24 protein-coding genes, 3 pseudogenes and 1 riboswitch are annotated in these 24,536 nt (G+C 45.9%); of the genes and pseudogenes, 10 read left to right on the top strand and 17 right to left on the bottom strand.

Annotated elements, in window-relative coordinates; genetic code table 11:
* The first annotated feature begins 50 nt into the window (after positions 1-50).
* A complete protein-coding gene (locus H9630_RS06445) occupies positions 51-1,088 on the top strand; it encodes a PTS transporter subunit IIC (RefSeq protein ID WP_191714685.1) in 1,038 nt (345 codons plus the stop codon).
* 50 nt (positions 1,089-1,138) lie between these two features.
* Here the strand turns inward: H9630_RS06445 and pabB are convergent, their stop codons facing one another.
* From pabB to H9630_RS06430, 3 genes are all read right to left on the bottom strand, one after another.
* Positions 1,139-2,902: an aminodeoxychorismate synthase component I gene (pabB, locus tag H9630_RS06440; RefSeq protein WP_191714684.1), complete on the bottom strand. Its 1,764-nt coding sequence runs from the start codon at positions 2,900-2,902 to the stop codon at positions 1,139-1,141.
* Positions 2,877-3,503 (bottom strand): anthranilate synthase component II, encoded by a 627-nt coding sequence (locus H9630_RS06435; RefSeq protein WP_191714683.1) that lies wholly within the window; start codon positions 3,501-3,503, stop codon positions 2,877-2,879. Before H9630_RS06435 ends, pabB begins: the two co-directional genes overlap by 26 nt.
* Positions 3,504-3,663: 160 nt before the next feature.
* On the bottom strand, positions 3,664-4,470 hold the full coding sequence (locus tag H9630_RS06430; RefSeq protein WP_225218416.1) for an IclR family transcriptional regulator domain-containing protein: 807 nt from the start codon (positions 4,468-4,470) through the stop codon (positions 3,664-3,666).
* Between the two features lie 172 nt (positions 4,471-4,642).
* On the opposite strand from H9630_RS06430, the gene H9630_RS06425 reads away from it, so the two are divergent.
* From H9630_RS06425 to H9630_RS06390, 8 genes are all read left to right on the top strand, one after another.
* Positions 4,643-5,410, top strand: coding sequence for a dioxygenase family protein (locus H9630_RS06425; protein ID WP_191714682.1), 768 nt, complete (start codon positions 4,643-4,645; stop codon positions 5,408-5,410).
* A gap of 84 nt (positions 5,411-5,494) precedes the next feature.
* On the top strand, positions 5,495-6,328 hold the full coding sequence (locus tag H9630_RS06420) for an alpha/beta fold hydrolase (RefSeq protein WP_191714681.1): 834 nt from the start codon (positions 5,495-5,497) through the stop codon (positions 6,326-6,328).
* Between the two features lie 42 nt (positions 6,329-6,370).
* Positions 6,371-8,029 (top strand): SLC13 family permease, encoded by a 1,659-nt coding sequence (locus tag H9630_RS06415; protein ID WP_191714680.1) that lies wholly within the window; start codon positions 6,371-6,373, stop codon positions 8,027-8,029.
* Between the two features lie 17 nt (positions 8,030-8,046).
* Entirely contained in the window at positions 8,047-8,766 is a 720-nt protein-coding gene (locus H9630_RS06410; protein ID WP_191714679.1) for a carboxymuconolactone decarboxylase family protein, read from the top strand.
* Positions 8,767-8,787: 21 nt separating this feature from the next.
* Positions 8,788-9,474 carry a CoA transferase subunit A gene (locus H9630_RS06405; RefSeq protein WP_191714678.1) on the top strand — a complete coding sequence of 229 codons (687 nt, stop codon included), beginning with the start codon at positions 8,788-8,790 and terminating at the stop codon, positions 9,472-9,474.
* A complete protein-coding gene (locus tag H9630_RS06400) occupies positions 9,471-10,112 on the top strand; it encodes a 3-oxoacid CoA-transferase subunit B (RefSeq protein ID WP_191714677.1) in 642 nt (213 codons plus the stop codon). Before H9630_RS06405 ends, H9630_RS06400 begins: the two co-directional genes overlap by 4 nt.
* 21 nt (positions 10,113-10,133) lie before the next feature.
* The gene (locus tag H9630_RS06395) at positions 10,134-11,273 is read left to right on the top strand and encodes a muconate cycloisomerase family protein (protein ID WP_191714676.1); all 1,140 of its coding nucleotides are present in this window, start codon (positions 10,134-10,136) and stop codon (positions 11,271-11,273) included.
* Positions 11,270-12,463, top strand: coding sequence for a thiolase family protein (locus H9630_RS06390; RefSeq protein WP_191714675.1), 1,194 nt, complete (start codon positions 11,270-11,272; stop codon positions 12,461-12,463). The genes H9630_RS06395 and H9630_RS06390 overlap by 4 nt, the downstream gene beginning before the upstream one ends.
* A gap of 90 nt (positions 12,464-12,553) precedes the next feature.
* On the opposite strand, the gene H9630_RS06385 is transcribed toward H9630_RS06390, so the two are convergent.
* The 10 genes and pseudogenes from H9630_RS06385 to H9630_RS06340 form a co-directional block, all read right to left on the bottom strand.
* Positions 12,554-12,901 carry a GNAT family N-acetyltransferase gene (locus H9630_RS06385; RefSeq protein ID WP_191714674.1) on the bottom strand — a complete coding sequence of 116 codons (348 nt, stop codon included), beginning with the start codon at positions 12,899-12,901 and terminating at the stop codon, positions 12,554-12,556.
* Positions 12,902-12,928: 27 nt separating this feature from the next.
* Positions 12,929-13,333 (bottom strand): DUF1259 domain-containing protein, encoded by a 405-nt coding sequence (locus tag H9630_RS06380; protein ID WP_191714673.1) that lies wholly within the window; start codon positions 13,331-13,333, stop codon positions 12,929-12,931.
* 493 nt (positions 13,334-13,826) lie between these two features.
* Positions 13,827-14,009, bottom strand: coding sequence for a hypothetical protein (locus H9630_RS06375; RefSeq protein ID WP_191714672.1), 183 nt, complete (start codon positions 14,007-14,009; stop codon positions 13,827-13,829).
* A gap of 31 nt (positions 14,010-14,040) precedes the next feature.
* Complete coding sequence (locus tag H9630_RS06370; RefSeq protein ID WP_191714671.1) at positions 14,041-14,529, bottom strand: flavodoxin domain-containing protein; 489 nt, start codon at positions 14,527-14,529, stop codon at positions 14,041-14,043.
* On the bottom strand, positions 14,510-15,556 hold the full coding sequence (locus tag H9630_RS06365) for a ribonucleotide-diphosphate reductase subunit beta (RefSeq protein WP_191714670.1): 1,047 nt from the start codon (positions 15,554-15,556) through the stop codon (positions 14,510-14,512). Before H9630_RS06365 ends, H9630_RS06370 begins: the two co-directional genes overlap by 20 nt.
* A gap of 12 nt (positions 15,557-15,568) precedes the next feature.
* Positions 15,569-16,231, bottom strand: a pseudogene (locus H9630_RS06360) (ribonucleoside-diphosphate reductase subunit alpha); the annotation flags it as partial.
* Positions 16,232-16,418: 187 nt separating this feature from the next.
* Complete coding sequence (locus tag H9630_RS06355) at positions 16,419-17,156, bottom strand: GIY-YIG nuclease family protein (RefSeq protein WP_191714669.1); 738 nt, start codon at positions 17,154-17,156, stop codon at positions 16,419-16,421.
* A gap of 123 nt (positions 17,157-17,279) precedes the next feature.
* Positions 17,280-18,902, bottom strand: a pseudogene (locus H9630_RS06350) (ribonucleotide reductase N-terminal alpha domain-containing protein); the annotation flags it as partial.
* Position 18,903: 1 nt separating this feature from the next.
* Entirely contained in the window at positions 18,904-19,389 is a 486-nt protein-coding gene (locus tag H9630_RS06345) for an acyl-CoA thioesterase (RefSeq protein ID WP_191714668.1), read from the bottom strand.
* A gap of 151 nt (positions 19,390-19,540) precedes the next feature.
* Positions 19,541-19,719, bottom strand: a riboswitch (cobalamin riboswitch).
* A 109-nt stretch (positions 19,720-19,828) separates the two neighbouring features.
* Entirely contained in the window at positions 19,829-20,608 is a 780-nt protein-coding gene (locus tag H9630_RS06340; RefSeq protein ID WP_191714667.1) for a PAS domain S-box protein, read from the bottom strand.
* Positions 20,609-20,848: 240 nt separating this feature from the next.
* Here H9630_RS06340 and H9630_RS06335 point away from each other — a divergent pair, with 240 nt between their 5' ends.
* A complete protein-coding gene (locus H9630_RS06335; RefSeq protein ID WP_191714666.1) occupies positions 20,849-22,153 on the top strand; it encodes an MFS transporter in 1,305 nt (434 codons plus the stop codon).
* 123 nt (positions 22,154-22,276) lie between these two features.
* Here the strand turns inward: H9630_RS06335 and H9630_RS06330 are convergent.
* The 4 genes and pseudogenes from H9630_RS06330 to H9630_RS06315 form a co-directional block, all read right to left on the bottom strand.
* A pseudogene (locus tag H9630_RS06330) lies at positions 22,277-22,408 on the bottom strand (DUF3934 family protein); the annotation flags it as partial.
* A 75-nt stretch (positions 22,409-22,483) separates the two neighbouring features.
* A complete protein-coding gene (locus H9630_RS06325; RefSeq protein WP_191714664.1) occupies positions 22,484-23,089 on the bottom strand; it encodes a TetR/AcrR family transcriptional regulator in 606 nt (201 codons plus the stop codon).
* Positions 23,077-23,853: a GTP pyrophosphokinase gene (locus H9630_RS06320; protein ID WP_191714663.1), complete on the bottom strand. Its 777-nt coding sequence runs from the start codon at positions 23,851-23,853 to the stop codon at positions 23,077-23,079. Before H9630_RS06320 ends, H9630_RS06325 begins: the two co-directional genes overlap by 13 nt.
* A 194-nt stretch (positions 23,854-24,047) precedes the next feature.
* A complete protein-coding gene (locus tag H9630_RS06315; protein ID WP_191714662.1) occupies positions 24,048-24,524 on the bottom strand; it encodes a glutathione peroxidase in 477 nt (158 codons plus the stop codon).
* Positions 24,525-24,536: the final 12 nt, after the last annotated feature.

Below are 24,536 nucleotides of genomic sequence, written 5' to 3'. Positions count from 1 at the left end.
TTCATTATAGTAGTAACATATTTCAAACAACTTAGACAGGAGCTGCAGCTATGAAAGAATTCATCAGTAAGTTATTAAACGGAATGAGCATCGGCATTGTCGTCGCTTTGATTCCAAACGCATTATTAGGAGAAATACTGAAATTACTGATTCCCCATTTTCCTCCCCTGCAGCATCTTTTTGATATTACGGTTTTTACCATGAGTTTATTGCCGGTCCTGATCGGTGTTATGGTGGGCATTACGTTTAAATTGACTCCAATCCAGACAGCCAGTGTCGGGATCGCTTCCATGGTCGGCAGCGGCGTCATTCAGAAGACCGCTGAAGGCGTCATGACGTTGAACGGCATCGGCATTGTCATCAATATCGGAATCACGGCGGCCTTAACTGTTTTGTTTGTCCAATTTCTCGGAGATAAACTAAAGGCTTACGCCATTCTCCTGATGCCTACTTTGAGCATCCTCATTCCCGGAATGGTCGGTTACCTGCTGCTGCCGTTCATGAAACAATCAACGGGCATAATCGGCACAGCAGTTGCGCATATCACCTCACTGCAACCGGTAGTGATGGGGGCCTTGATTGCGATGATTTTCTGTACCATTATCCTGCTGCCGATTTCAACGGTCGGTGTCGCCACAGTCATTATGCTTTCGGGCATCGGGGCAGGCGCTGCGAATCTTGGAATCGTTGCAGCCGGTGTCGGGCTGGCCATTTCCAGCTACAAAGCCAATTCCATGGGAACAGCGCTCGCACATGTATTGGGATCTCCAAAGATTCAGATGAAAAACTTTCTGATGAAACCGCAGATTGCCATTCCCATGCTGATTACAGCAGCTGTCCTCGGTGCACTCGCAGGAATCCTGAACATACAAGGCACACCTTACAGTGCCGGTTTCGGCTTGTCCGGCCTTGTCGGACCGCTGAATTACATGAATCTTGCGGAAGGCGGCTGGAACAGCCGCAATATCGCCGTCATGATCAGCACCTTCCTGGTCTTGCCGATCCTTTTAAACATCGGTTTGCTCTTCGTTTTCTCACGCAAGCTGAAAATGATCAAAGCCTCCGATTACAAACTCGATTTCGAATAAAAATAAAGCCCAGCCGGAAACTATCCGGCTGGGCTTTATTGCAGATTCAGTTAAATGATCTCGGAAGGCTGGTTTATCAATTCTACTTTCAGCCAGCCCCGCACACTGTTGATCAGCCAGATGGCATCACAAGTTTCCAACTCTTTTTTATCGAGGATTTTCTCTTCAATACGCTGCTGGTCCAGCAGCTGCTGCCTGAACGTACCAGCCAGCAATCCGCAGGAAATTGGCGGCGTGAAAAAGCAGCCCGCCTTTTCCAGCACTAAGTTGCCGATCGTAAATTCTGTCAGCTGCTGTTTTTCATTCCAGAGCAGAATCGAAAATACGTCTTTGGGCAAACCTTCGCTTGCCTTGTTGTATACCACGCGATGGGTGGTTTTATGGAACAGGAATGGGTTTTTGCCGTCAACTGCAGAAAGGGCGATTGCGCATCTAACCGGTTGCCCAATGGCTGCAGTTTCCTGCGCTTCCAGCTCTAGTTTGCCTGCTTTATTTTGCAACAGCCGGACTTTGTAAATGCCTTGCGGGTGTTTTTCTGCGAGTTTCATCAATTCACTTTCAGCTTGTTGAATATTTCCCGGGAAATGAAAATAATTCGCAGAATCCTGCAGACGGGCCAAGTGGTAGTCGAGCAATGGGTACTGCCCATTCTCCAGTTTCAGCGATTCCAACAGGCTGAAGACCGGCCGTTTGGCGGTCAGCACTTCCGCTTTTGTCTGCAATTCCTTGTATTCTCCTTCAGAAGTAGAGTCCCAGGTGACTCCTCCGCCCACACCATAACGCGCAGTTCCTTTTTCCCGATCGATGACGACCGTCCGGATCGGCACGTTAAAAACAGCGTCTTTATCAGGCGTAATGAAACCGATTGCGCCGCAATAGACTTCCCGGGGAGTTTGTTCCAATCCGGCGATGTACTTCATCGTACTGATTTTAGGTGCACCGGTAATGGAACCGCATGGAAATAAAGCCTGAAACCATTCCAAAACTGTCGTCTCTTTGTCCAGCTGCGCTTCGATGGTCGAAGTCAGCTGATGGACTGTCGGATAGGTTTCCACTGTAAATAACGGATCGGCTTTGACTGATCCCCGTTTGGCCAACCGGCTCATATCGTTTCGGAGCAAATCGACAATCATCAGGTTTTCGGACTGCTCTTTCTTCGAAGCCAGCAAAGCCGCAACCTGTTCCTGGTCTTCCTGTGTCGTGCGTCCCCTAGGCGCTGTGCCTTTCATCGGTTTGGCGGTCAGCTTGCCATTTCGGACTTTAAAGAACAGTTCCGGAGATGCAGAAAGCACGCGGAACCTGCCAAGATTCAGATAGGCACCGTAATCCGCCTGCTGATTTCTGGCCAATTGGCGGTAAAATGCCAAATCGCTGCCGGAAAATTCCGCTGACAGGCGTTCCGTGTAATTGACCTGATAGGTGTCTCCTTCTTCAATCGCCTGCTTGATTTGCTGAATGCCTTTTTGATAATGTTCCACAGAACTGGCCATTTTCCATTCCGAAACCTTGTAAGGTTCCTGTTCTTCAGATAAAACAGGCGCTTTTTGGGGGGCATTGAAAATCCCGAACCAAACGAGCGGCATTTCACCTGCCGGTTGCGTCACCATTTCTGCCTGAAAAGCCGGGGCTGCTTCATAGGAAACATAGCCGGCTGCATAAAATCCCTTGTTAAGTGCTTGCTCCAGCTTTTCCAGAATCGTCGGCACTTCAGCAAGTAGATGAGTTTCGAAAACTTCCAAAGGATCGGTGAAAAGAAGCGGTTCAATCTCTCCATCTTCACTACGGAACTCATACAATAGGTAAGGGTTTGACATGTCCGGCACCTCCCTTATTGTCTTTTTTCCACTGCTTCGCAAATTCATAACTGTTTTTTAGCATCTTGAACCCCTCCACCGTCAAAATCGATTCCGGGTGAAACTGGATGCCTTCCACAGGCAGCATTCGATGACGGACAGCCATAATAGCGCCATCATCAGAGCGGCCTGTCACTTCCAGGCAGGCAGGCAACGCAGCTTCTTCCGCAACCAGTGAATGGTAGCGGGTCACGGTCGTTGGATTGGGAATGCCTGCGAAGATGCCTTTGCCCGAATGCACCAGCACAGAGACTTTTCCGTGCATAGGCTGGCGCCCTTTGACGATCCGCCCCCCGAAATGTTCAATGATGGTTTGATGCCCTAAGCAAACGCCCAGTACCGGAATCTTTCCACTCAATTCTGTCAGCACTTCCCGGCTTGCCCCTTGTTCAACTGGCCGGCCCGGACCCGGGGACAGCACAACCAGTTCCGGCATCAACTTTTCTATTTGCTTTGCAGTCAATTCGTCGTTTTGAAAAACAAGCACACTTTGATCCAGCTGCTCAAAATAATGGACCAGGTTATAGGTGAATGAATCCTGGTTATCGATGATGATGATCATGGATGGCACCTCTTTACTCTACTCGTTACTTGCATGGGTCAGCTATTTTGATTATACGCTGTGCACGTGCATGAATGGAAATTTATCCATAGGGATGTCAACTTTCATCCCTTACGATTCCAAAAAAAAACCGCCTCAAGAGCGGTTTTTTTCACATTGGTTAAAGTAAATTTGCAGTATTTGTAGCTGCAATTGCCTGATTGATTTTTTCAGCGCTTTCTTTAAGGATCGGTAAAAATTCTTCGCGAAGCATTTCCTTTGAGGTTCTGCCAGCATGTGCGGAACAATTGATTGCCGCAATGACTTTTCCTGTCTCATTGCGCAAAGGAACTGCTATGGAACGAAGACCTTCTTCAAACTGCTGATCTACGCCTCCCCAGCCCCGCTCGCGCACTTCAGCCAGAACTTGACGCAATTGCTCTTTATCCGTAATCGTCTTGCTTGTATACTGTTCAAAATTAATGGCATCCATGTATTTCTCCAATTCATCTTCCTCCAAATAAGCCAAAAGCACATGCCCCATTGAAGTGGCATAGGCTGGAAGACGTGAACCGACATCCAGATTGATGGACATAATGCGTTTCGTCGAAACCCGAGCGACATACAGAACGTCGGTGCCGTCCAAAATGGAAATCGAACACGATTCCTCTGTCTTTGCAACGAATTCTCTCATGAAGGGATGAGCCAAACTCCATGTGTTATTCGATGATAGATAAGCATAGCCGAGTGACAAAGTCCGTGCTGTCAGTGAATATGCATTGTTTTCTGATTCCGCAAATCCCAAATGTTCCAAGGTCAACAGAATCCTGCGGGCCGTCGGGCGGCTTAAGCCAGTTTTCTTTGCAACACCACTTACAGTAAGCGATCGGTCTTGCTGTGAAAAAGCTTGAATTACCTGCAATCCCCGGTCCAATGACTGAATATAATCCCCACTATTTTTAAAATTGTCTGATTCTTTTATTGACAAAACCACTACCCCCTATGCTAAGATGACATTGTACGCATAACGATACATCGTACGTATATCGTACAATTTATTTCATTTACTTGCAAGCATTTTATTTTTTACCGGTTGTGAAGGCGTTTACATTCTCGTCTTCACACTTAAAATACTATCCCATTATGAGGAGGAATTTAAGATGACAGAAAAAACAGTAGTAAACGAACGCGTGTTAGGAGCTTATGAAGGGTTCGTTAAGCATTTAAAAAACTTCCTGGATGAGCAGCAATTCAATCATGAAGAATACACGAAATTCGTTGAATGGGCCGATCGCTTAGGACGCAGCGGAGAGATTCCTTTGTTCCTTGATGTTTTTGTGGAAACCCATGTACTGGAATCTAAATACAAAGATTCTCCAGGAACTGAACCTTCTCTGCTTGGACCTTATTACGAAGAAGGAGCGCCTGTTCTTGAGGAATCACCGTTTGTGATGCCGCAGAGAGAAGACGAACCTGGCGACAAATTGACGTTCCGCGGAAATGTAAGCTCCATCAACGGACCTTTGGCAAAAACGAAAGTCGAATGGTGGCAGGATGATGCAGATGGCTTGTATTCAAACTATGATTCAACTGCGCCGGACTTCAATTTGCGCGGCCAGTTCCATACAGACGAGAACGGTGATTTTGAAGTGCATTCAATCGTACCAATCCCTTACCAGATCCCGACAAGCGGCCCAACTGGTGAATTCACTTTTGCAGCGGGCTACCACGCTTACCGTCCAGCCCATATCCACATCAAGTTCGAGCATGAAGGACACGAGACCTTGATCACGCAAGTATTTTTCGAAGGCGATGAATGGCTCGAGACAGATGTTGCCGGCGGCGTCCGTTCTTCTCTTTTAACGAAGCTTGAAGACCATGGCGATCATAAAGAGGCCTCATTGAACTTTGTTATGAGAACTGAATAAGCCAATTAAAAGCTGCCGGAATCTTTCTGGCAGCTGCTTCTTTTTAATACAGAAGCTTACAAATATAAACTGGAGTGGATTTAAGTGGAACTTTATAAAGTAGAGGTCAATGGAAACGAAATTCAAGTAGCCGATTATCCAGGGGAAAAAGGAACGATCATCGCGATACACGGATTAACGGGGACGCACAAGAATATGCATTATTATGCCGAACAGTTTAAAGGCGAATATCGTTTTATTTCGTTAGATCTCCGCGGACGCGGCAACAGCGCGGCAGCGGATTCCGACACTTCCATCTTCAAGCACGCTGATGATATTTTGGGCTTGATTGAAGAATTGAAGATCGTCAATCCGATCTTGCTCGGCTATTCGATGGGTGCTTTCATTTCAGCGATTGTCGCCAGCCGGCTCCAATCAGTCAAAGCGCTGATTTTGCTCGACGGGGCTGCAAAGGCATCCGAACACCAAAGAGGAATTGTCCAGCCTTCCCTTGGTAGAATCAGCCGCGAATTCACTTCTCAACAGCATTACACGGAAGAAATCCAAAAGATTTACGCGAATCTTGGAATTCAGTGGAATGACATATTGCAGGAGACAGCGGAATACGAAGTCGGCCCCGTGGATGGCCATTGGGAAAATAAAGCCACTGAGTCGCGCATCGTGATGGATTTCGACAGTTTTTATTCTTTTGATCCAGCAGAAATATGTCCGCAGATCGAGTGTCCTGTCCTGCTGGTATACGCAGAAGGAAAGATTGGCTCCATGCCGCCTCTATTTTACCTGGCAGATTACGAAGAAACGCAAAAACACACGAAGCGGATCGAGACCATCGTTTCAGGCGCCAACCATTACACTATGGTTTTTGAAAAACGCGAAGAGATTCTGCAGGCAGCCGACAGCTTCCTGAAAAAATTGTAGAACAGCATCCTGCAAAGGGGTGTGTATGGGGGGAAATCATCTATGAAATATTCATTGAAGACATTAAACAAAAGTATGTGGAAATCACACAAGCAAACGAAAGATCTGCTGACAATGGCAGAGCTGCGAAATTCAGGCGGTGCTGGGGTGGCAGCCGCCGAGTTTCCGGGGAATGAATCCATCGATAAGGGAAGCGAAAAAGTTCGCCGAAAGAAATCCTATAACCTGTCTCAAAAAATCGGTCTTTTCTTAGGACCCGCTTTATTTTTGCTGATTTTGTTCTTACTGCCTCTTCCCGGACTCAGCACAGAAGGCCGAGCAGTATTGGCCGTAACTGCCTGGATGGCAGTCTGGTGGATTCTTGAAGCGATGCCGCTTGGAATTACGTCTTTGATGCCGCTGGTGCTTCTTCCCTTACTTCAGACAGTAGAAGCCGGCGTTGTCGCTTCCAGCTATGGCGATAACCTGATTTTCCTGTTCATCGGCGGATTCGCTCTCGCTTTGGCGCTGGAACGCTGGAACCTTCATGAACGAATCGCATTGTCCATCATCAGCGCAGTGGGCGCCAGCACGTCAGGCTTGGTACTCGGCTTTATGCTGGCAACCGGCTTCCTGTCGATGTGGGTTTCCAATATGGCTACGGTCATGCTGATGATTCCAATCGGCTTGGCCATTATCGCGAAAGTCGTCACGTTAATGAAAGAAGATGACGTCTACACGAAAGAAGAAGAAACAAAATTCACCAAGTCCATTATTTTTGCCATCGGTTTTGGCGGAACGATCGGCGGCAGTGCTACTTTGATTGGAACTCCTACAAACCTGGTGCTTGCCGGATTAGCGAGTGAACTGCTCGGTATTGAAATTTCTTTCGCACAGTTCTTCATTTTCGCCTTTCCACTCGTAACATTGTTGATGATCGTTTCGATTTTCTATATTACAAAAATCGCCTATCCGATGAAAGTTAAAAACATCAGAAACGGCAAACAATTTGTCGTTGAACGCAAGAAAGAGCTTGGCAAAATGGGCTACGAAGAAAAAATTGTCTTAGCCATTTTCAGCTTTACTGCTTTTATGTGGATGACAAGAACCTTTATCTGGAGCGACATTATTCCAGGTCTGAGCGACACCATGATTGCAATGGTTGCGGCCATTCTTCTTCACTTGATTCCCGCCTCAGGCGATTCGGGTGAACGGATTCTAAATGGAGATTCACTGAAAAATATGCCTTGGGGCGTTCTGCTGTTGGTCGGTGGCGGTCTTGCACTGGCATCCGGCTTTAATGGCACGGACCTGGCTTCTTGGATCGGCAGCCAATTGCTGTTGCTTGAAGGCACTTCCTACCTGCTGATTCTCGCTGTAACGACTTTGCTTGGCATCGCTATGACGCAAGTGACGCCCAATACGGCGACAGTAACGATTCTTGTACCGATTACTGCTGCACTTGCCCTGGCGATCGATGTCCATCCATTGCCATTGATGACCGCTGTTGCAATGGGTGCCGGTTTTGCGTTCATGCTTCCGATTGGTACTCCATCCAACGCCATCATCTTTGCGACCGGAAAAATTACGATGATTGACATGTTGAGAAAAGGCTCAGGACTGACGGTACTGGCTTTCATTCTGATTGTTGTATTTGTCTACTTCATCCTTCCTGTCGTATTCGGCATTAACCAGCACGAATATCCGGACAGTTTAAAATAAAAAACAGGAGTGAGAATATGAGTAAAGCGTTAGATTATTTCAAAGAAGTGTACGATGAGGTGCCTGGATGGGTCCAGAAGATGCACGATTACAGTCCAGCTGTCTTGGACACCTACACAGGAATACGCGGTGAAATTATGCAGAACGGTGCTTTGTCCCGTCAGGAAAAGGATGCACTGATCGCTAGTATGAACGCAGCCCGCTTGTATTCCCGAAGCATGCTGTTTCATACAAAAGGAGCCATCGACTTTGGATACACAACACCGGAGCTCGTTGAGTTTTTCCTGACTTCCTATTTATACAAAGGCGATGCCGCCTTGAAATTGGCACTTGAAGCGGTTTCCTATGCACTTGAATTGCAGGGGAAATCGGCTGTCCAGCCAGCACAAGCTCCGGAACTGGCGACTGATTCACTGAAGCTGATCATTAACTGGCTCGACGCCGAAGACACAACTTACCTGGAAGAAATTCTGGCACTCCTCCTCTCAGGGAATGCCGAGGATGTGCAAGCCCGAATTTTGCAAGATGGACTGCTGTCTTCCCGCTTAAAACATTTGAACATGGCAGGCAACTTCATCGTTGAACTGAACGGCAAAGGCGCTGGCCCTTGGATAGAGAAAGCGCGGATAGCCGGCGCATCGGAAGCGGACCTGGCGGATATCGGCTACATCTGTATTTTGACTGCCGGCATTCCCGCATGGTTCGAATTGAGTGACTCACTGAAAACAACCGAATAATCACCGAATGGAGGATTACAGATGTCAAAAATACAGCAAGATATTACGCAAGCTCTGGACTGCATCAAATCTGGAGACACGGTTTTAGTCGGAGGGTTCGGCTTAATCGGAGCTCCGCTTACCTTGATCGACGGCTTGACTGAACGTGATGTCAACGAATTGACCATCGTCAGCAATAACCTGGGGGAGTCAGGCAAAGGGTTGGGGATTCTGCTGAATCAAAATAAAATCAAAAAAGGGATCGGTTCTTATTTCACCAGCAACCGCGATGTCGGCGATAAATACCAGAACGGCGAAATTGAATTGGAGCTGCTTCCACAAGGCACACTTGCTGAATCACTCCGCGCAGGCGGCGCTGGCCTTGGTGGCTACTATACAACGACAGGTGTCGGCACAGATTTGGCGATTGGCAAAGAAGAACGCGAAATCGACGGCATCTCTTATATTCTCGAAAAAGCGATTCGTGCAGACGTTGCATTGATTCGCGCCCATAAAGCGGACACTCTGGGGAATTTGGTTTATTACAAAACGGCACGCAATTTCAACCCGTTAATGGCTACCGCAGCGAAAACCGTCATTGTGGAAGTCGATGAAATCGTTGAAGCGGGCGAATTGAACCCGGAAGAAGTGGTAACACCCTTTATCTATATCGATACAATCGTCAAAGCCCAACAAGTGCTGACGAAAGAAGGAGTGGTAACTGTATGACTGTCCAACTAAACAAATCAGAAATGCAGCATGCCATTGCCGAACGCGTGGCACAGGAATTGGAAGGGCCGTGCATCGTCAATCTGGGAATCGGAATTCCGACGTTGGTGGCGGAGTATATGACAGAGGACAATATTTACCTCCACACGGAAAACGGGTTGCTCGGAGTAACGGATGTAGACGATGAAGCAATCGATCCGAACCTGGTCAACGCCGGCAAAATGCCGGTCGGCGAAGCAGTTGGCGCATCCTTTTTTAACAGCTCGGATTCATTTGCCATGATTCGCGGCGGGCATGTGGATGTAGCCATTCTCGGTGCTCTTCAGACAGACGAAAACGGAGTGATCGCCAACTGGGCCGTACCTGGCAAGAACATCATGGGTGTCGGTGGTGCAATGGATTTACTGGTCGGTGCAAAAAAAGTATTTGTGACGATGAGCCATACATCCAAAGACGGCAGTTCCAAACTATTGAAAAAATGCACCTATCCAATTACGTCAACGCGTCAAGTTGACATGATTTTCACAGAACTCGCGGTATTCAAAGTAACAGACGGCCAATTAAAGTTAGTTGACCTGATGCCTGGCGTGACAATCGAAGAAGTCCGTGAAAAAACTGAAGCCGCTTTTACAGAGTAAAAAGAAAGAGGGTTTATACGCATGAAAATTCATTCGTTTGACGTTTATATAGTAGATCTTCCCACGATCCGTCCACATCAATTAGCTATGCATACCATTGTCTCGCAAACAATATTGCTTGGCTGTGTTACAGACAAAGATGGACGCGAAGGCTGGGCAGAAGTTGCGACAATCGGTGGAGCTTCCTATGGAGAATCTACTCCTGAAGCGATCAAAGCCAATATCGATGCTTACATCACACCACTGGTACTTGGGCAAAACCCCATCCATTTTAATAAAATCATGAACGACGTATCAAAACTGGTTCGCGGCAATTACTTTGCAAAAGCCTTGGTCGAAGGTGCCATTGTCGATTTGGCAGCCAAATCCAAAAACATTCCTGCTTTTGAATTGTTCGGCGGGCAAATTCATAAATCATTGCCCATTGCTTGGACGCTGGCAAGCGGAAATACGGAAACGGATATCGAAGAAGCCAAAGAGATGCTAGAGAAGAAACGGCACAACATCTTCAAGCTGAAAATCGGCAAAGGCGATCCATACCAAAACGTGGAGCATGTCCGGAAAATCAAGCAAGCACTTGGAGACCAGGTACGCTTGACTGTCGACGTCAATCAGGCGTGGGACGAGGATACATCGAATTACTGCATCGCTTCCCTGCAGGATGCCGGTGTTTCAATGGTAGAACAGCCACTGCAGGCATGGGACTTTGAAGGCATGTCCCGTTTGACTTCTAAATTCACAGTGCCGATCATGGCAGATGAAGCGGCAACCAGCATCCAGGACGTTTTCCGGATAGCCAAATACCGCGCCGGAAATTCCATCGCTTTGAAGCCTTGCAAGCATGGCGGATTGACGCAAACGAAAAAAGTAGCCGGCATTGCGGAAGCAGCTGGACTTGGTCTCTATGGCGGCACAATGATTGAATCAAGCCTCGGGACAGCCATGTGTGCCCAATTATATGCCACTCTTCCTGAAATGAAATTTGGAACCGAAATATTCGGCCCTTTGCTTTTTAAAGACAACCTTACGCTCAACGATATCCGCTTTGAAAACTTTGAAGTGATTGTTCCGGATGGTCCGGGTTTCGGAATGGAAATCGACAAAGAAAAAGTGAAGCATTACGCACGCAAGTTCCAATCAGAAACGGAGATGACGATTTGAAAAACGTAGTGATAGTAGATTCAGTCCGGACGGCAATCGGCAAGTTAGGCGGCGGCATCGGAAATGAGACAGTCGATTTTCTGGGTTCCCACGTCATTGAAGAATTGCTTCGCCGGACACAAGTCGAACCTTCCGCAGTTGAAGAAGTCATTTTGGGTCAGGCTAAGCAAAGTGCGGATGTTTCCAACTTGGCGAGAGTCTCCATGCTGCGCGCAGGCATCCCCATTGAAGTGCCTGGCTATACCATCCACCGCCAATGCGGATCGGGTGTACAGGCATTGAACTCAGCAACCCAGCAGATTCAGACCGGCCACAGCGACATCATCATCGCCGGAGGTGCCGAATCAATGAGCACTGCTCCTTATTATGTGAACAGTGTGCGATTCGGTACGAAATCCGGAGATGTCCTGTTGAAAGATCCTAATACGGCAAGCCAACCGGGTTCACAGCCCCGTGAAACTTACGGCGAACTGAACATGGGCATCACGGCAGAGAATGTTGCAGAAAAATACGGTATTTCCCGCCAGGAACAAGACGAATTCGCTTTGGAAAGTCAGCAAAAAGCAGCGAATGCCATTTCAAAAGGATATTTTGAAGCGCAAATTGCACCGTATCCGGTAAAAACGAGAAAAGGAACCATTGAGTTCAAAACGGATGAACATCCACGTGAAACTACGCTAGAGAAATTATCGCTCTTAAAGCCCGTCTTTAAAGAAGGCGGTACTGTTACCGCAGGAAATGCCAGCGGACGGAATGACGGAGCTGCAGCATTATTGGTCATGTCGGAAGATGAAGCTGCCAAGCGTGGCTATCAGCCAAAAGCTCGCGTTCTTGCCCAAGCCTCGGTCGGCTGTTCTCCTGAACTGATGGGAATGGGTCCCGTTCAAGCAAGTTTCAAGGCTTTGAAACAAGCGGGCTTAAAGGTGGAAGACATCGATATCGTCGAATTGAATGAAGCCTTTGCTTCCCAATCCGTTGCCTGTATCAATGAACTAGGACTGGACCGCAACAAGGTCAATCCAAATGGCGGTGCGATTGCGATGGGCCACCCTATCGGTGCAACAGGCGCGATTCTCTTAACGAAATTAACACATGAGCTGGAACGTACCGGAAAGAAATATGGTTTGGTCACGTTGTGTATCGCTGGAGGCATGGGCATTGCTACAATTATTGAGAACGTAAATGTATAAAATACGAAAAAAGGCAGAAATACCGAGAAGTCGGGTTTCTGCCTTTTTATAAACTGAATCGTTAGTTGATTTAATAGTTTAATCTGTATTTTAAACCCTGCACTTCATCAGGAATGGCATGGTTTCTTCACTTGGCTTGGGTCTCCTGCCATTCATCAGCCGTTCAACACGTTCGACCATTCTATGCCCGATCCCTTCTCCGCGATACGAAGGAATTACGGAAATGTGCTGAACCGTGAAACTTTCATCATCTTCTATATGAATGCCGATAGCGCCGATATAATCATCGCCGGCTTTCCAGAGAAAAAGTTGCCAGTCCGGACGTTCATTATATAGCTCCATGGTTTTTTTCAATTGTTTTACATCCCGCTCTCTAGGCATGAATGACAACAGGCCCATTGCGATTTTTTCGTGCGAGCGTTTATATCTGGTCAGCATTGGAATCTCCTTTCCTTCAGCAGCTGTTCAAACCAGCGTATTCTGTTCGATGGCATTAAAAGCGGCAGACAATCTTCCGGCGAAATCTTCTGGTGCTTCTTCTGACGCCAAATAAACACAAATGATATCCGGATTGACGTCCATCCGTTGTTGGTAATTGGTCGGCAAAGGAATCGGGTGCCAGTGAAGCGCATCCATAAAGGATGCCAGTTCACTCGGCAATAGAAATATTTCCGCTCGGTTCATGGCTTTTCCATTATCTTTTAAGTTTTTAAAAGAAATATCGTGATCCAACGTACAACTGAAATTTTTGCCGTGGGAGGATATGTCAATGGTTCTTTTTCTCTTGATTAAACATTCACCTGCTTGTAGTTCAACCTTCGAGTTCATGAGCATGCCCACTTGTTCAGCCAACTGCTCTAATTGTTCCATCCTTCTCATCCTTTCTTTTTTTCCAGAACACTTCCGGAAAATGGATAAATAAGTTAGCTGGCATACAAAAACGCCGAAAAGAATCGTTGAATTCTTTTCGGCGTTGTTTACAGCCCTAATTGTCTGTTGCATCCAGCCAAATGGTTATTCGATTGTTTATCTATTTTTAAGCGATAAGTATATACAATTTGGATTTAACGAAAACGCAGTGGTTTTTCGTTCGTTCCCAATTTAACACCTTTCGAAACAGGTGTAAAACCTTTGAACCAAAACCTTAGACAAGAAATTGGAAGATTGACTTAGCATTACAGTCAAAAAAGTAAAAACCAGCTGCCCTTCACTTTCCCCTAAAACCCCTGGCCGTAGCAGAAATGCGTTTTATTTACTTTTTATATACCCCTTTTTCAAAATTAAACACTTTTCAATAAAACAAAAAACCGCCTTTCGGCGATTTTAAACAGACTCTATTTTACTTCTTATCAGTGTAGAATCTTTAATCTTCCTCTTCGGACTCACCTTCATCATCCTGGTCTTCAGATGAATCGTCTTCCTGCTGTTCCGTTTTCTTTTCATCTTCTCCGTCCGGCGCTTCTGGTTCGCTGTTGCCGCAGGCGGTTAACATACCAATGGATAAAAACGCAGCAGTTCCCAGCTTCAACCATTTTGCTTGAGCCATGTGCATCGCTCCTTAAATATCCTTTTTATAATTATCTATACCCGTGTTTTTTTGAAGAAAACATCTGCATTTCCTTCTCCCTGATCAGTTCAATCAATTTCTCACATCGCAAGACATCATTCTGCTGCGGCGTTAACTCCACTTTCAGGGTCGCAACCAGCTGCGTCTTTACATATAACATGTCACGGAAGCGATCGACAGCTCCGCAGAATTCCGCGAAAAAGCTGTCACCGGTTCCAAAAACGGCTGTCCACTGCTCTTTACGGCCCAACTTTTCGACGGCTTGATACAATGAATGCATTTCTTCCGGAATTTCGCCGCTCCCCCACGTATAGGTGCCGATCAGCACCACATCGTAATCCAATATTGCTGCCAGCGAAAATTCTTCTATTCTGTACAGTTCAGTTCTGAACCCTTGATCCAACGCAGCTTTCTGGATCATCTCAGCCAGCTGTTCCGTATTGCCGGTAACCGAGGAATAGACAATCGCCAGTCTTAGGCTAGAGTTCGTCAAAGCCATTGGACTGCGATACTTTTGTATAGGTCCGGGATTTCTGTTCGAAAAAGTCGGATTTCGTTTCGTTCATCATCTCGTCGCCAAAGACCTGGATCCATGGCATTGGATTGCTGCGTTCTTCGTATAGATTATCCAATCCAAGCTGGCGCAGGCGTTTGTTGGCCAAATACTCCACATAACCGGCAAACTCCTCAAGATCCAGCCCATCGATATCCGCCAGAATGTAATGCGCCCATTCTTTTTCAAGCTGCACAGCCTGATCGATGGTCGCATAGATGTATCGAATATTTTCATCCGTATTCAACTCTGGATTTTCCGTCAGCATGATCCGGATAAACTGGGCAATAAAATACGCATGCTGCATTTCGTCGCGCTGGATATAGCTGATCATCGTACTGGTCTTCAGCATTTTCTGCTGGCGCGCCAAATGATAGAAAAAAGCAAAGCCGGCATAGAAATAAATGCCTTCCAGGTTAATGGAATTGACGCTCAGCTTGAACAAGTTCTGCGGCGTCGGGTTTTGGCGGAACGCTTCATAGGCATCCAAAATCAGGTCATTCCGTTTTTGCACAACCGGATCGCTTTTCGCCTGATTGAAGCGCGCATTCTGTTCGCTCACCGAGACCAGCGAACTCAAAATATAGGAATACGACTCGGTATGGACCGCTTCCTGCTGGGAAATGACCGCAAAAATAGCTTTAAAGCTGGAGTCCGTGACGTAATCCATCGCCTGGCTCATTGTCGGGGTCTGCAGGCTGTCGAGCGATGCCAGTTGCGTATTGATGCGCAAAAAGACGTCCTTCTCCACTTCACTCAAGCTGTCCCATTGCTTGATGTCGTCCTGCATATTGATTTCCTGCGCTTTCCAGAAGTTGGCCAATAGCGCCTGATACAAGTCGTACATTTGGGGGTAAGCAATATCGTTCCAGTTCAACAAACCTGAAGACTGGCCGTTCAAGACGCCAGTCGATTTGTTCGGATGTTCCGGATTCAGTAATTTAATCTTTGTCAGCGGTTCATGTATGGTCATGAAAATCCTCCTTTAGCTTTGGCATGCTTCGCATTCTTCGATTTCCGCCTGTGATGTGCTGCGGACGTAATAAGTCGTTTTCAAGTGTTGCTTCCATGCTTCCAAATGAAGCTCCAGCAACTCTTTTGCTTTGATGGTATGCGGCACATAAAAATTGAAGCTGATGGACTGATCGATATGCCGCTGACGCGCCGCGTTTTGGCGGATGCTCCATTTCTGGTCCAGCACGTGGCGTGCACGGCGGTAATAATCGTACGTGTTGTGGTCCAGGTCAGGCGCTGTCACCTTAAATTTGAAGTTCTTCTTCTCTTCCGCATATTCAACGGCGTAAAGGGGATCGATGCCATCTGTCGAACCGCCGATTTTGGCGGTCGATGAGTTTGGTGCGACCGCCATCATCCAACCGTTGCGGACACCGGTCGATGCAACTTCCTGCTGCAGCTTGTTCCAGCGTTCACTGCTGTAGTTCCGGCGTTCAAAGTACTCGCCTGTATGCCATTCAGAGCCCTCAAATTTGCTGAACGCCCCTTTTTCTTCAGCCAGCTGCATTGAGGCGCGGATGGTCTGGTAGGCAATTTCCTCGTACAGCGTATCCCCAAACTCGACGGCTTTTTCCGTTTCCCAATGGATGCCTTCAAGTGCCAAGAGATGGTGCCAACCGAAAGTTCCTAATCCTCATTTCTATTCAATAAAGGTCGTAAGCCTTTATCCGTTCTCTTATGAACTGCTGCATGTCACCATGCAGATTAGACTATATCACGTTCCTTTTTTAAGGAACCCCTGCTTTTCCACTATCATAAACTTATAGTGTACTCTACTCCCTTATCTCCTATGAGGAGTGGTTTCGATAGTCGTTAGGCTTTTATACCTCAACTGTTTTATATAAATAATTTGGGAAATTATCGTTTTTTAGTCTAGCTCGGATAGTAGTACGCTTAATCTCGGTTAATTTTGCACATTCAGATATGCTTAGATAGCAAATTCCATCAACTAAGATTTCTTTTCTATGAGGCATATTTTTTTTCATACTTTCCACAGCCAACTTAGGCTTAGGAACTCCTTTATTACTTGAAACCCATCCGCTTATACTTTTTTCTTTATACAGCTGCCTTCTTATTTCTTTCCAGTTACTTACATGAGTTCTCCTGAAAAAAGAATTTTTTTCTCCTGTTTTTAAAGAAGCTTTTTCTGAGAGTAGCTTTTTAACTTCCTCAGAGTGGCTTCTCCCATAAAAATGGTTTCCACTTCCTGTCATTTTTTCTGATTTGAGTCTTCGCTCTGCTTCAGAAAATAGCCGACCTTTTGTTCCTGTACCACCTAAAGTTAAGTTATATCCGTGAGCAAAACTGTTATATTTCATGACATAATATGCCTCAAGAGTATAAAGTTCTTCTTGGGTGAACTTTTCATTTTCTTCTATTACAGTGAAAACAAAAGCTTCTTCTCCGTACTTATTAAAACTTTTTTGAAGGTGATCGTTTTTGTGTCTATTTTTTCTTAGTTCAGAAAAGTGACAAATTTTCCGCCTATTTAAATTTACAGTTTCTCCGATATAATACTTACCCGTTACGTTATTTAAAATCGAATAAATTCCCTTCATTATTTTGTCCTCCTTTCCTTTAGATTCAATTGAGATAATTTAGCACGGGATTGTCTCGTCTGAGAGTTTCCCCGTTTAACAGGGTTTTCTTAAAGGGTTACCCCCTTAAGCCACTGGATACTCAATGGCGCGATATTTTTTATTCGTGGCATCGGCCTGTCCGACGGAAATCGTATTTAGGTCGATGACGTTATCCAGCATGCGCACCTGAACCCGTATCACCCGCTCCAACACGTCCGCCTTGACCGCTCTCGGCAAGTTGATGGAAGACAAATTGCAGACAACGAAATCACCCGGTTTGCGGACCATGACAAGGTTGCCGTCTTCATCGGTATATTCTTTCATAATGGTAGTAGCTGACATATTTTGCATAATTTCCGTACACAAATTACTACAGTAGATCGATGTCAGCCCTCTGCCTCTTGTGTGCTTGTTCGGATTCTGGCGGTTCACTTCGTCCCGGTAGAACATATACGGTGTGCCGGTTTCCAACTGGGAAACCATGATGCGCGCCATGATCTCCATTGCACGGTAAGTTTTACGCGGCAATAGCGGATGGTCCACAGCTTCCTGGTATTTGTCGCTGAAGTATTTTTCACCGGTTTCATCGTAAAAATCTTCAAGTCCAAGCGCATTGCCGTTTTCATCTGTCCAGCCCATCACTTGCTTAATCTGGTGCGGACAGAACGTATGCCATTCGCCGATGCTGCGGCCGTTTTCGTCTTTTTCCTGCAGCCGCTCCATAAACAGGTCCGGAATCGACACGCCGGTGAAAATATCGTGCGCTTTACGGCGCTCGTCGCCATTATTGGTTTTCAAATCCAGGAATCCGTTCATGATGTCTTTGTGGAAGACATCCAAATAAATCGCCACTGCACCTTGGCGCTGTCCGAGCTGATCGACACTGACCGCTGTATCGTTGACCAAACGGATCCATGGCACAACTCCTGAAGAATTGCCTTTGAATTTTTTGATATCCGATCCTAAAGCCCGAACTTTCCCGTAATAGATCCCGATGCCACCGCCGTCTTTGCTGAGGCGTGCGATATCCCAGTTGTTCAGATAGATGCCGTCCAGTGAATCATCGACAGTATCAATAAAACAGGAGGACAATTGTCCGAAACTTTTACCGGCATTCGATAAAGTCGGCGTGGCTACTGTCATATACAGCTGGCTCATTGCCCAGTATGCTTCTTTCACCAACTCGAGGCGATGCTCTTTTGGTTCGTTTTGCATCAACGTCATCGCAATGACAAGAAAACGCTCCTGCGGAAGCTCAAATAATCTTCCTTCATAGTCTTTCGCTAAGTAGCGGTCAGCCAACAGGAACAAGCCGATGTAGTTGAACAAGAGATCCCGTTCAGGTTCGATTTCCTCACCCAATAAGATGATTTCCTCTTGCGAATAAGCCGCAAGAAGCTCTCCCGAATAAATGCCGATTCCTGTCAGCTCTTCAATAAGGAGATAGAAGTCGCCATACTTCTGGGAAGCGGGAAAATTGCGGCTTTCTCCAGCTTTTTTGTATAATTCGCCGGCATACAGTTCTGCTGCGGTGTACGTCCAATCAGGCTCGTCCATCGTGATGCGGTTCAACGCATACAGCAAGGATTGCTCTCCTTTTGCCTGCTCAGCTAAGTTCGCTGTCCGCTCCAATAGTTCTCGCGTTTCCAGCCCGTATACCTCTGCTGCCCGTTGAAGGGCCTTTTCCACTGCGTCCATTTCGGTTATCTCAGTCTTTGTATTCATGTCAGCACAACTCCTTTGCGGTTTCATTTACTTTCATACGGCGCAGTTTCCGTTCCTGTGCACTTTTGAATAATTTTTCCTCAGCGGGTGTTTCGGGAATCACGCCAGTCACTGGTGTCGGCTTGCCTTCGCTGTCGACTGCCACCATCGTCAAAATGGCCGTAGTCGTCAAACTCCTTGTGCCTGTTTCGATTTGTTGGCATTCAGCTTTAACATACACTTCCATAGATGTTCTGCCTGTTGAGATCACCACTCCCTCTAAAATAAGGATATCCCCAACTTTTGCCGAAGATAGGAAATTCACCGTATCGATCGAAGCGGTCACAACTGCTTTTCCGCTATGCCTCATGGCTGTAATGGCGGCGATTTCATCTATGTACGCCAATACGGTGCCGCCGAATATGGTCCCCATGTGGTTGGTGTCCGGGGGTAGGACCAATCGTGTCTGAATGGTTCTGGCCACCCCTGCTGCTAATGGTTTTGTCATGAGTATCCATTCCTCCATCTCTGATATACAAGAAAAAACCCCATCCTCTCAGGGAGGATGGGGTTAGATACGCAGAATATCGGATGGAAGCAGCAAAAAACAGCTGCCCACACAGAATACCTTCGTTATCCTTCCCAGCTCCCGGAGAAGATCATAAACTATAACGATGGCAGGTCTCCTGGCTTGTGCGTCATCCTCTGCCATCTCCTTCCCGTCCATTAGACAGTGGATTGCGATAGCTCGTCAGCACTTACAGTTGCGGGAACAGCTCCGGAATTTCACCGGATTCCCTATTAAGCCTTTTCAGGCACCTTCGTTATCGGTTCTACTATATATAGTGAATAATTTTAACCAATCACTAAATCTTGTATTCATACACTATAAATCACTTTGTTGCCTTTGACAAGAACTTCTTCATTCCTGCCGTTAAGTCAAAGTTTCAGTCAGCCGTCAAATAACGCTTCAAGGCTTGTTTCACCGTGCCCATCGTCGTCAATTGGCTAAAGTCCACACGCGCTTCAATCGCTTTTAATGCGAGTTCGGGACGGATTCCCGTGAAAATCAGTTTGATTCCGAGCAAGCGCATAATGTGGTCGATTCTATAAAGAAATTCTGCCACGACATTATCAATATTGTAGATGCCGGACACGTCAATAATAAGGCAATGCAGATTTTCTCCTTGAATTTTTTGCGGAATGATATCAAGAAGCAGATGGCTGCGATCCCCATCTACTGAACCTACGAGCGGCAAAACTGCCAAGCCATCAATAATCGGCACGATGGGAGTTGATATCTCATTTTTTAATTGCATTAGATCTCGTTCAGTTTTCTTCTGCGTCGTAATGTCGCGGATAGTGGACTGGATTGCGACCGTTTCTCCATATTGGACCGGGTAGCAATACAGTTCGACATCGGCTTGAGTTCCATCAAAACGCTTAACAGTAGTCTCAACCAATTCTCCAATGGTGCGATCCTCCATGCCTGTACGGATGCGTTTCGCAATGAATTCTTTGTAATCATCCGTAAACACATCCACGATGTTTGCACCGATAAGCGTATCCTTATCGGCTTTGAAGAATTCCGATCCGGGCTGATTTATATATAAGACTTTCTGATTCGAATGAATAATGGTTGTTTCATCGGAATACTCCGTGATTTGTTGGTAAATTTCTTCTTTTTCTTTAATGCCTAAGGGTCTTTCAGGTACTGCATTTAGCATTTTCTTTCACTCCTTTTGACTAAGAAACTGCCAGTTCCTCTATTCTACACTTTTTCAGAAAAACTTTCAGTCGCGGCAAAAGCCTCAAGATTTCTGAATGATTCTTTTCTTTACAGTTCTATTTCAAATCTTGTAAAGGAAAAATATTATGTTATGATAATAAGCTGTGATTTTAACATATTTTTAGATGCCGTTTTTGGAAATACGCTACCTTAAGGTTAGAGTTATTGGAGATGCACGATGAAACAAGTAACAGGAAACGCTTTTCACTACGGCTGGGTCATTATCGCGATCGCGGCCTTGTCTCAATTTTTCTCTGGTCCCGGACAAACTTATTCGAATTCAATTTTTATTGATTATTATATAGAAGATTTTGGCTGGAGCCGTTCCACGGTTTCCGGTATCTACTCGGCTGCGACATTGACGGCAGGATTCCTGTTGTTTTTCGTCGGGCGCCTGATTGACCGAAACGGCTCACGTAAAATGGCCGTTGCCGTATCCGTCGCCCTTGCCGTCGCCTGCTTTTTCAACAGCTTCGTAACAAGTCTCGTCATGCTGTTTATCGGCTTCTTTTTTATTCGCTTGTTGGGCCAAGGCTCTATGGCACTTATATCAAGCTCACTCATTCCGCAATGGTTTGTCAAAAAACGGGGCCGCGCCATCAGCATTGCCGCAATCGGCGGCTTAGTCAGTTCTGCCGCTTTTCCCCTGCTGAACGTTTGGCTGATCGAGTCATTCGGCTGGCGCAGTTCATGGCTGATTTTAGGAATCATCATCATTGTTTGCTTTACGCCGCTTGCTCTTTTCCTCATTCAAAACTCTCCTGAAGAAATGGGCTTGCTGCCGGATAACGGCGCTGCGCTTAAGGCGGAGCCTGAAAAGAAACTCATAAAAGAAGTCAGTTGGTCAGTGAAAGAAGCTTCAAAAACCCGTGCTTTCTGGCTGTTGCTGCTATGTGCAGCCATCCCGGGCATCGTCAATACCGGTTTGACCTTCCACCTGGTCTCCATTTTCGCTGAAAAGTCCCTGTCTCTTGAAACTGCAGCCGGCATTTTAAGTTTAACGGCATTGATCGGCTTGCCAGTCACTTTCATCACAGGAATTCTGCTGGAAAAAGTAAAAGTCCAGTATATGCTGACACTGGTATTTGCAGGCGAGCTAGTGTCGTTATTTCTTCTGCAGAAAGCTGATTTTTTGGCGACTGCCATGGTCTTCGGATTGGTCTGGGGCGTCAGCATGGGAATCGAACGGATTGTCATGGCTGTTGTCTGGCCCAATTATTTCGGCCGTAAGCACATCGGCAGCATCAGCGGCATCTCGATGGCGATGGTCGTCACGGGATCTGCGCTCGGTCCGTTGCCGCTCGGCATCGCTTTCGATTTATTCGGCGGCTATACCGAAATCCTCTGGGCATTGATGATTTTCCCGATTTTCGGTATCGTGGCAGCTTTGCTGGCAGACCCGCCGAAAAAAGAAGCTTCCATCCAACAACCCGTTGCCAAAGAAATAGAAGGACCTGCAGAAAACCCATTACTCGCGGAGTAAAGGGTTTTTTCAAAAAGGAATAAAGGGCAAAAAAAAGGTTGCCCATTTGGACAACCTTTACCTTGCTATTTATGCATCGACCCATTGAGAAGCTATTTCTTTCTCTGTTTTTGGTTCGTCGGCTTTTTTATTGGTTTTGCTGGTGTAAGGCTTAAAACTATTGGCTTTATTGGCTCCTGCTTTCCAGCGCGTCCATCCTTTTTTGCCGGTTCCCTGGCCTGTACCGCTTTTCGCTTTTGCTTTTGCTTTGCTCATTATAATCACTCCATTACTGCTACGATGATGTACAGCTTATCACATCAAGGCTCAGAGTGAAACAGAAATGTTCGTTTACGAACGGGCAAGCCCTTTTTTCAATAGCTCCAGTTCCAGTTCATAGTTTGCAATCGACTCTTCCACAGCCAAGTTTCTGGCGAAATGTTCGATCCAATTTCTGATAGTTACGGTCATAAGGATTTTCAGCAAATGGTACAATTCCTTATTCCCTGACACATTCAGCTTGTCCACATCCATAAGTCTGCTGATTGTGTTGAATTCCTCTTCAGACTCTTCTTCATTGACGATTTTGATGAATTTTGTTTCGACTTGTTCTGTCATATTCAATAGGACATTCCGTTTAAAGTCTAGAAGCTCATCTTCGTTCACAGTGGAAATATAAAACTCCCTGATCGTCTGGAATAAATCTCCGCTGTTTTTTTCCAGCGTCGCCTTAAAGAGCCGTTTGCGCCTGGCAGTATAGCGATTCAACAAGTAGAAGTACAAATCTTCTTTTCCTTCAAAATATTGATAGAAACTTCCACGGGAAATTCCGGCTGTTTTGACGATATTGGCTATGGAGACTTCAGACAAAGAGGCATTCGAAAATTCCTGCTGTGCCGCTTCGATCAATAGCTGTTGTTTTTCTTTTGGCAAATTATAAAAGGTCAGTTTTGGCACTTTTCTCTTCCTCTCAATCGGTCTGTGCTATCAGGTCCACTTAGGATAAAGTTATTCGGCAAATGAAAACGTTCTTTATCAATCAAGATTTCAGAGAAATCTTCGTCAGCACTCACCTGATCCTTGAGCCTGTTCATCCGCAATTGGATCTTTTCCATTTTCCGGTCCAATTCGGTCGCAGAATCCGCTGCTTCCTTCAGTTCAAGGATAATGTCAGCGGGCACTTCTTTGTTGTATTTATAGTAGATTTTGTGTTCAAGGCTTGCCCAGAAATCCATGGCGATGGTACGAATCTGTACTTCCACGCAAATCTCTTCTACACGGTCCGACATAAAAATCGGCACCACCAGCAATAAATGCAAACTGCGGTAACCATTCGGCTTGGGATTCTGGATATAATCCTTCACTTCAAGAACCTTCAAATCATCCTGGTTCTGCAGCATGGCGCTTAATCGGTAGATATCAGCTTCAAATGAACAAGTGATTCGAACACCCGCAATGTCTCTAACATTTTCTTTAATATTCACTAAAGAAAGGCCGACTCCTTTTTTGCCGGCTTTTTTCATGATGCTTTCAGGAGATTTCAAACGGGAACTGACATTTTCGATCGGGTTATAGTCATGAATATAGTGGAATTCCTGTTGCAGTATACTGATTTTTGTATTGATTTCTTCCAGAGCGAATTTATAGCCCATCATAAATCGCATCATCTCTTTTTTTAAGCCCTTCATCTTCCGTAGATCATCGGTAAAACCGGCTTCCATCTCGTCGTCCCCTTTTTTCATAACGTTCACTTATTTATTGCTTATAATCTTCGAATGACACCGTGTCACATTTCGTAAAGCAAGCTTAACATGACACTGTGTCACATGTCCACCGGGAAGCGACGCGCTGTCACATCAAACCATAAAAAAAGAGCAAAACCTCTGTGTTTGAGGTTTCGCTCGCTCTCCTGCCCTTACTTGCCAAGTACTTTCTGAATGTCTTTTTCAAATGATTCGGGTTTATCTTTTGGAGAGAACCGTGAAACGATATTGCCATTTTGATCAATCAGGAATTTTGTGAAGTTCCACTTGATGGCGCTTGATAAAAATCCTTTTGTGTTAGTGGTCAAATAGTTGAACAGTGGATGTGCCTCTTTGCCGTTAACTTTGACCAGGTCGTGCATAGGGAAAGTAACGCCGTACGTCATGCGGCAAGCTTCCTGTGCTTCTGCTCCACTGCCTTTTTCCTGGCCGAATTGATCAGACGGAAAGCCTAGAACCACTAATCCCTGTTCCTTGTATTCTTCGTACATTTTTTCCAAACTGTCGAATTGATCTCTCAAACCGCATTTTGTCGCTGTGTTGACTATCAGCATGGCTTTGCCTTTGTATTGGCTTAAGTGGTATTCTTCCCCGTTCGGCTTTGGTACGGCAATATCGTAAATATTCATGCGGCATCTCTC

This window comes from Planococcus wigleyi, from assembly GCF_014836985.1.
Classification (GTDB): Bacteria; Bacillota; Bacilli; order Bacillales_A; family Planococcaceae; genus Planococcus; species Planococcus notacanthi.
Note: the sequence above shows the minus strand (reverse complement) of the source record. Positions and strands in the feature narration are given on the sequence as shown.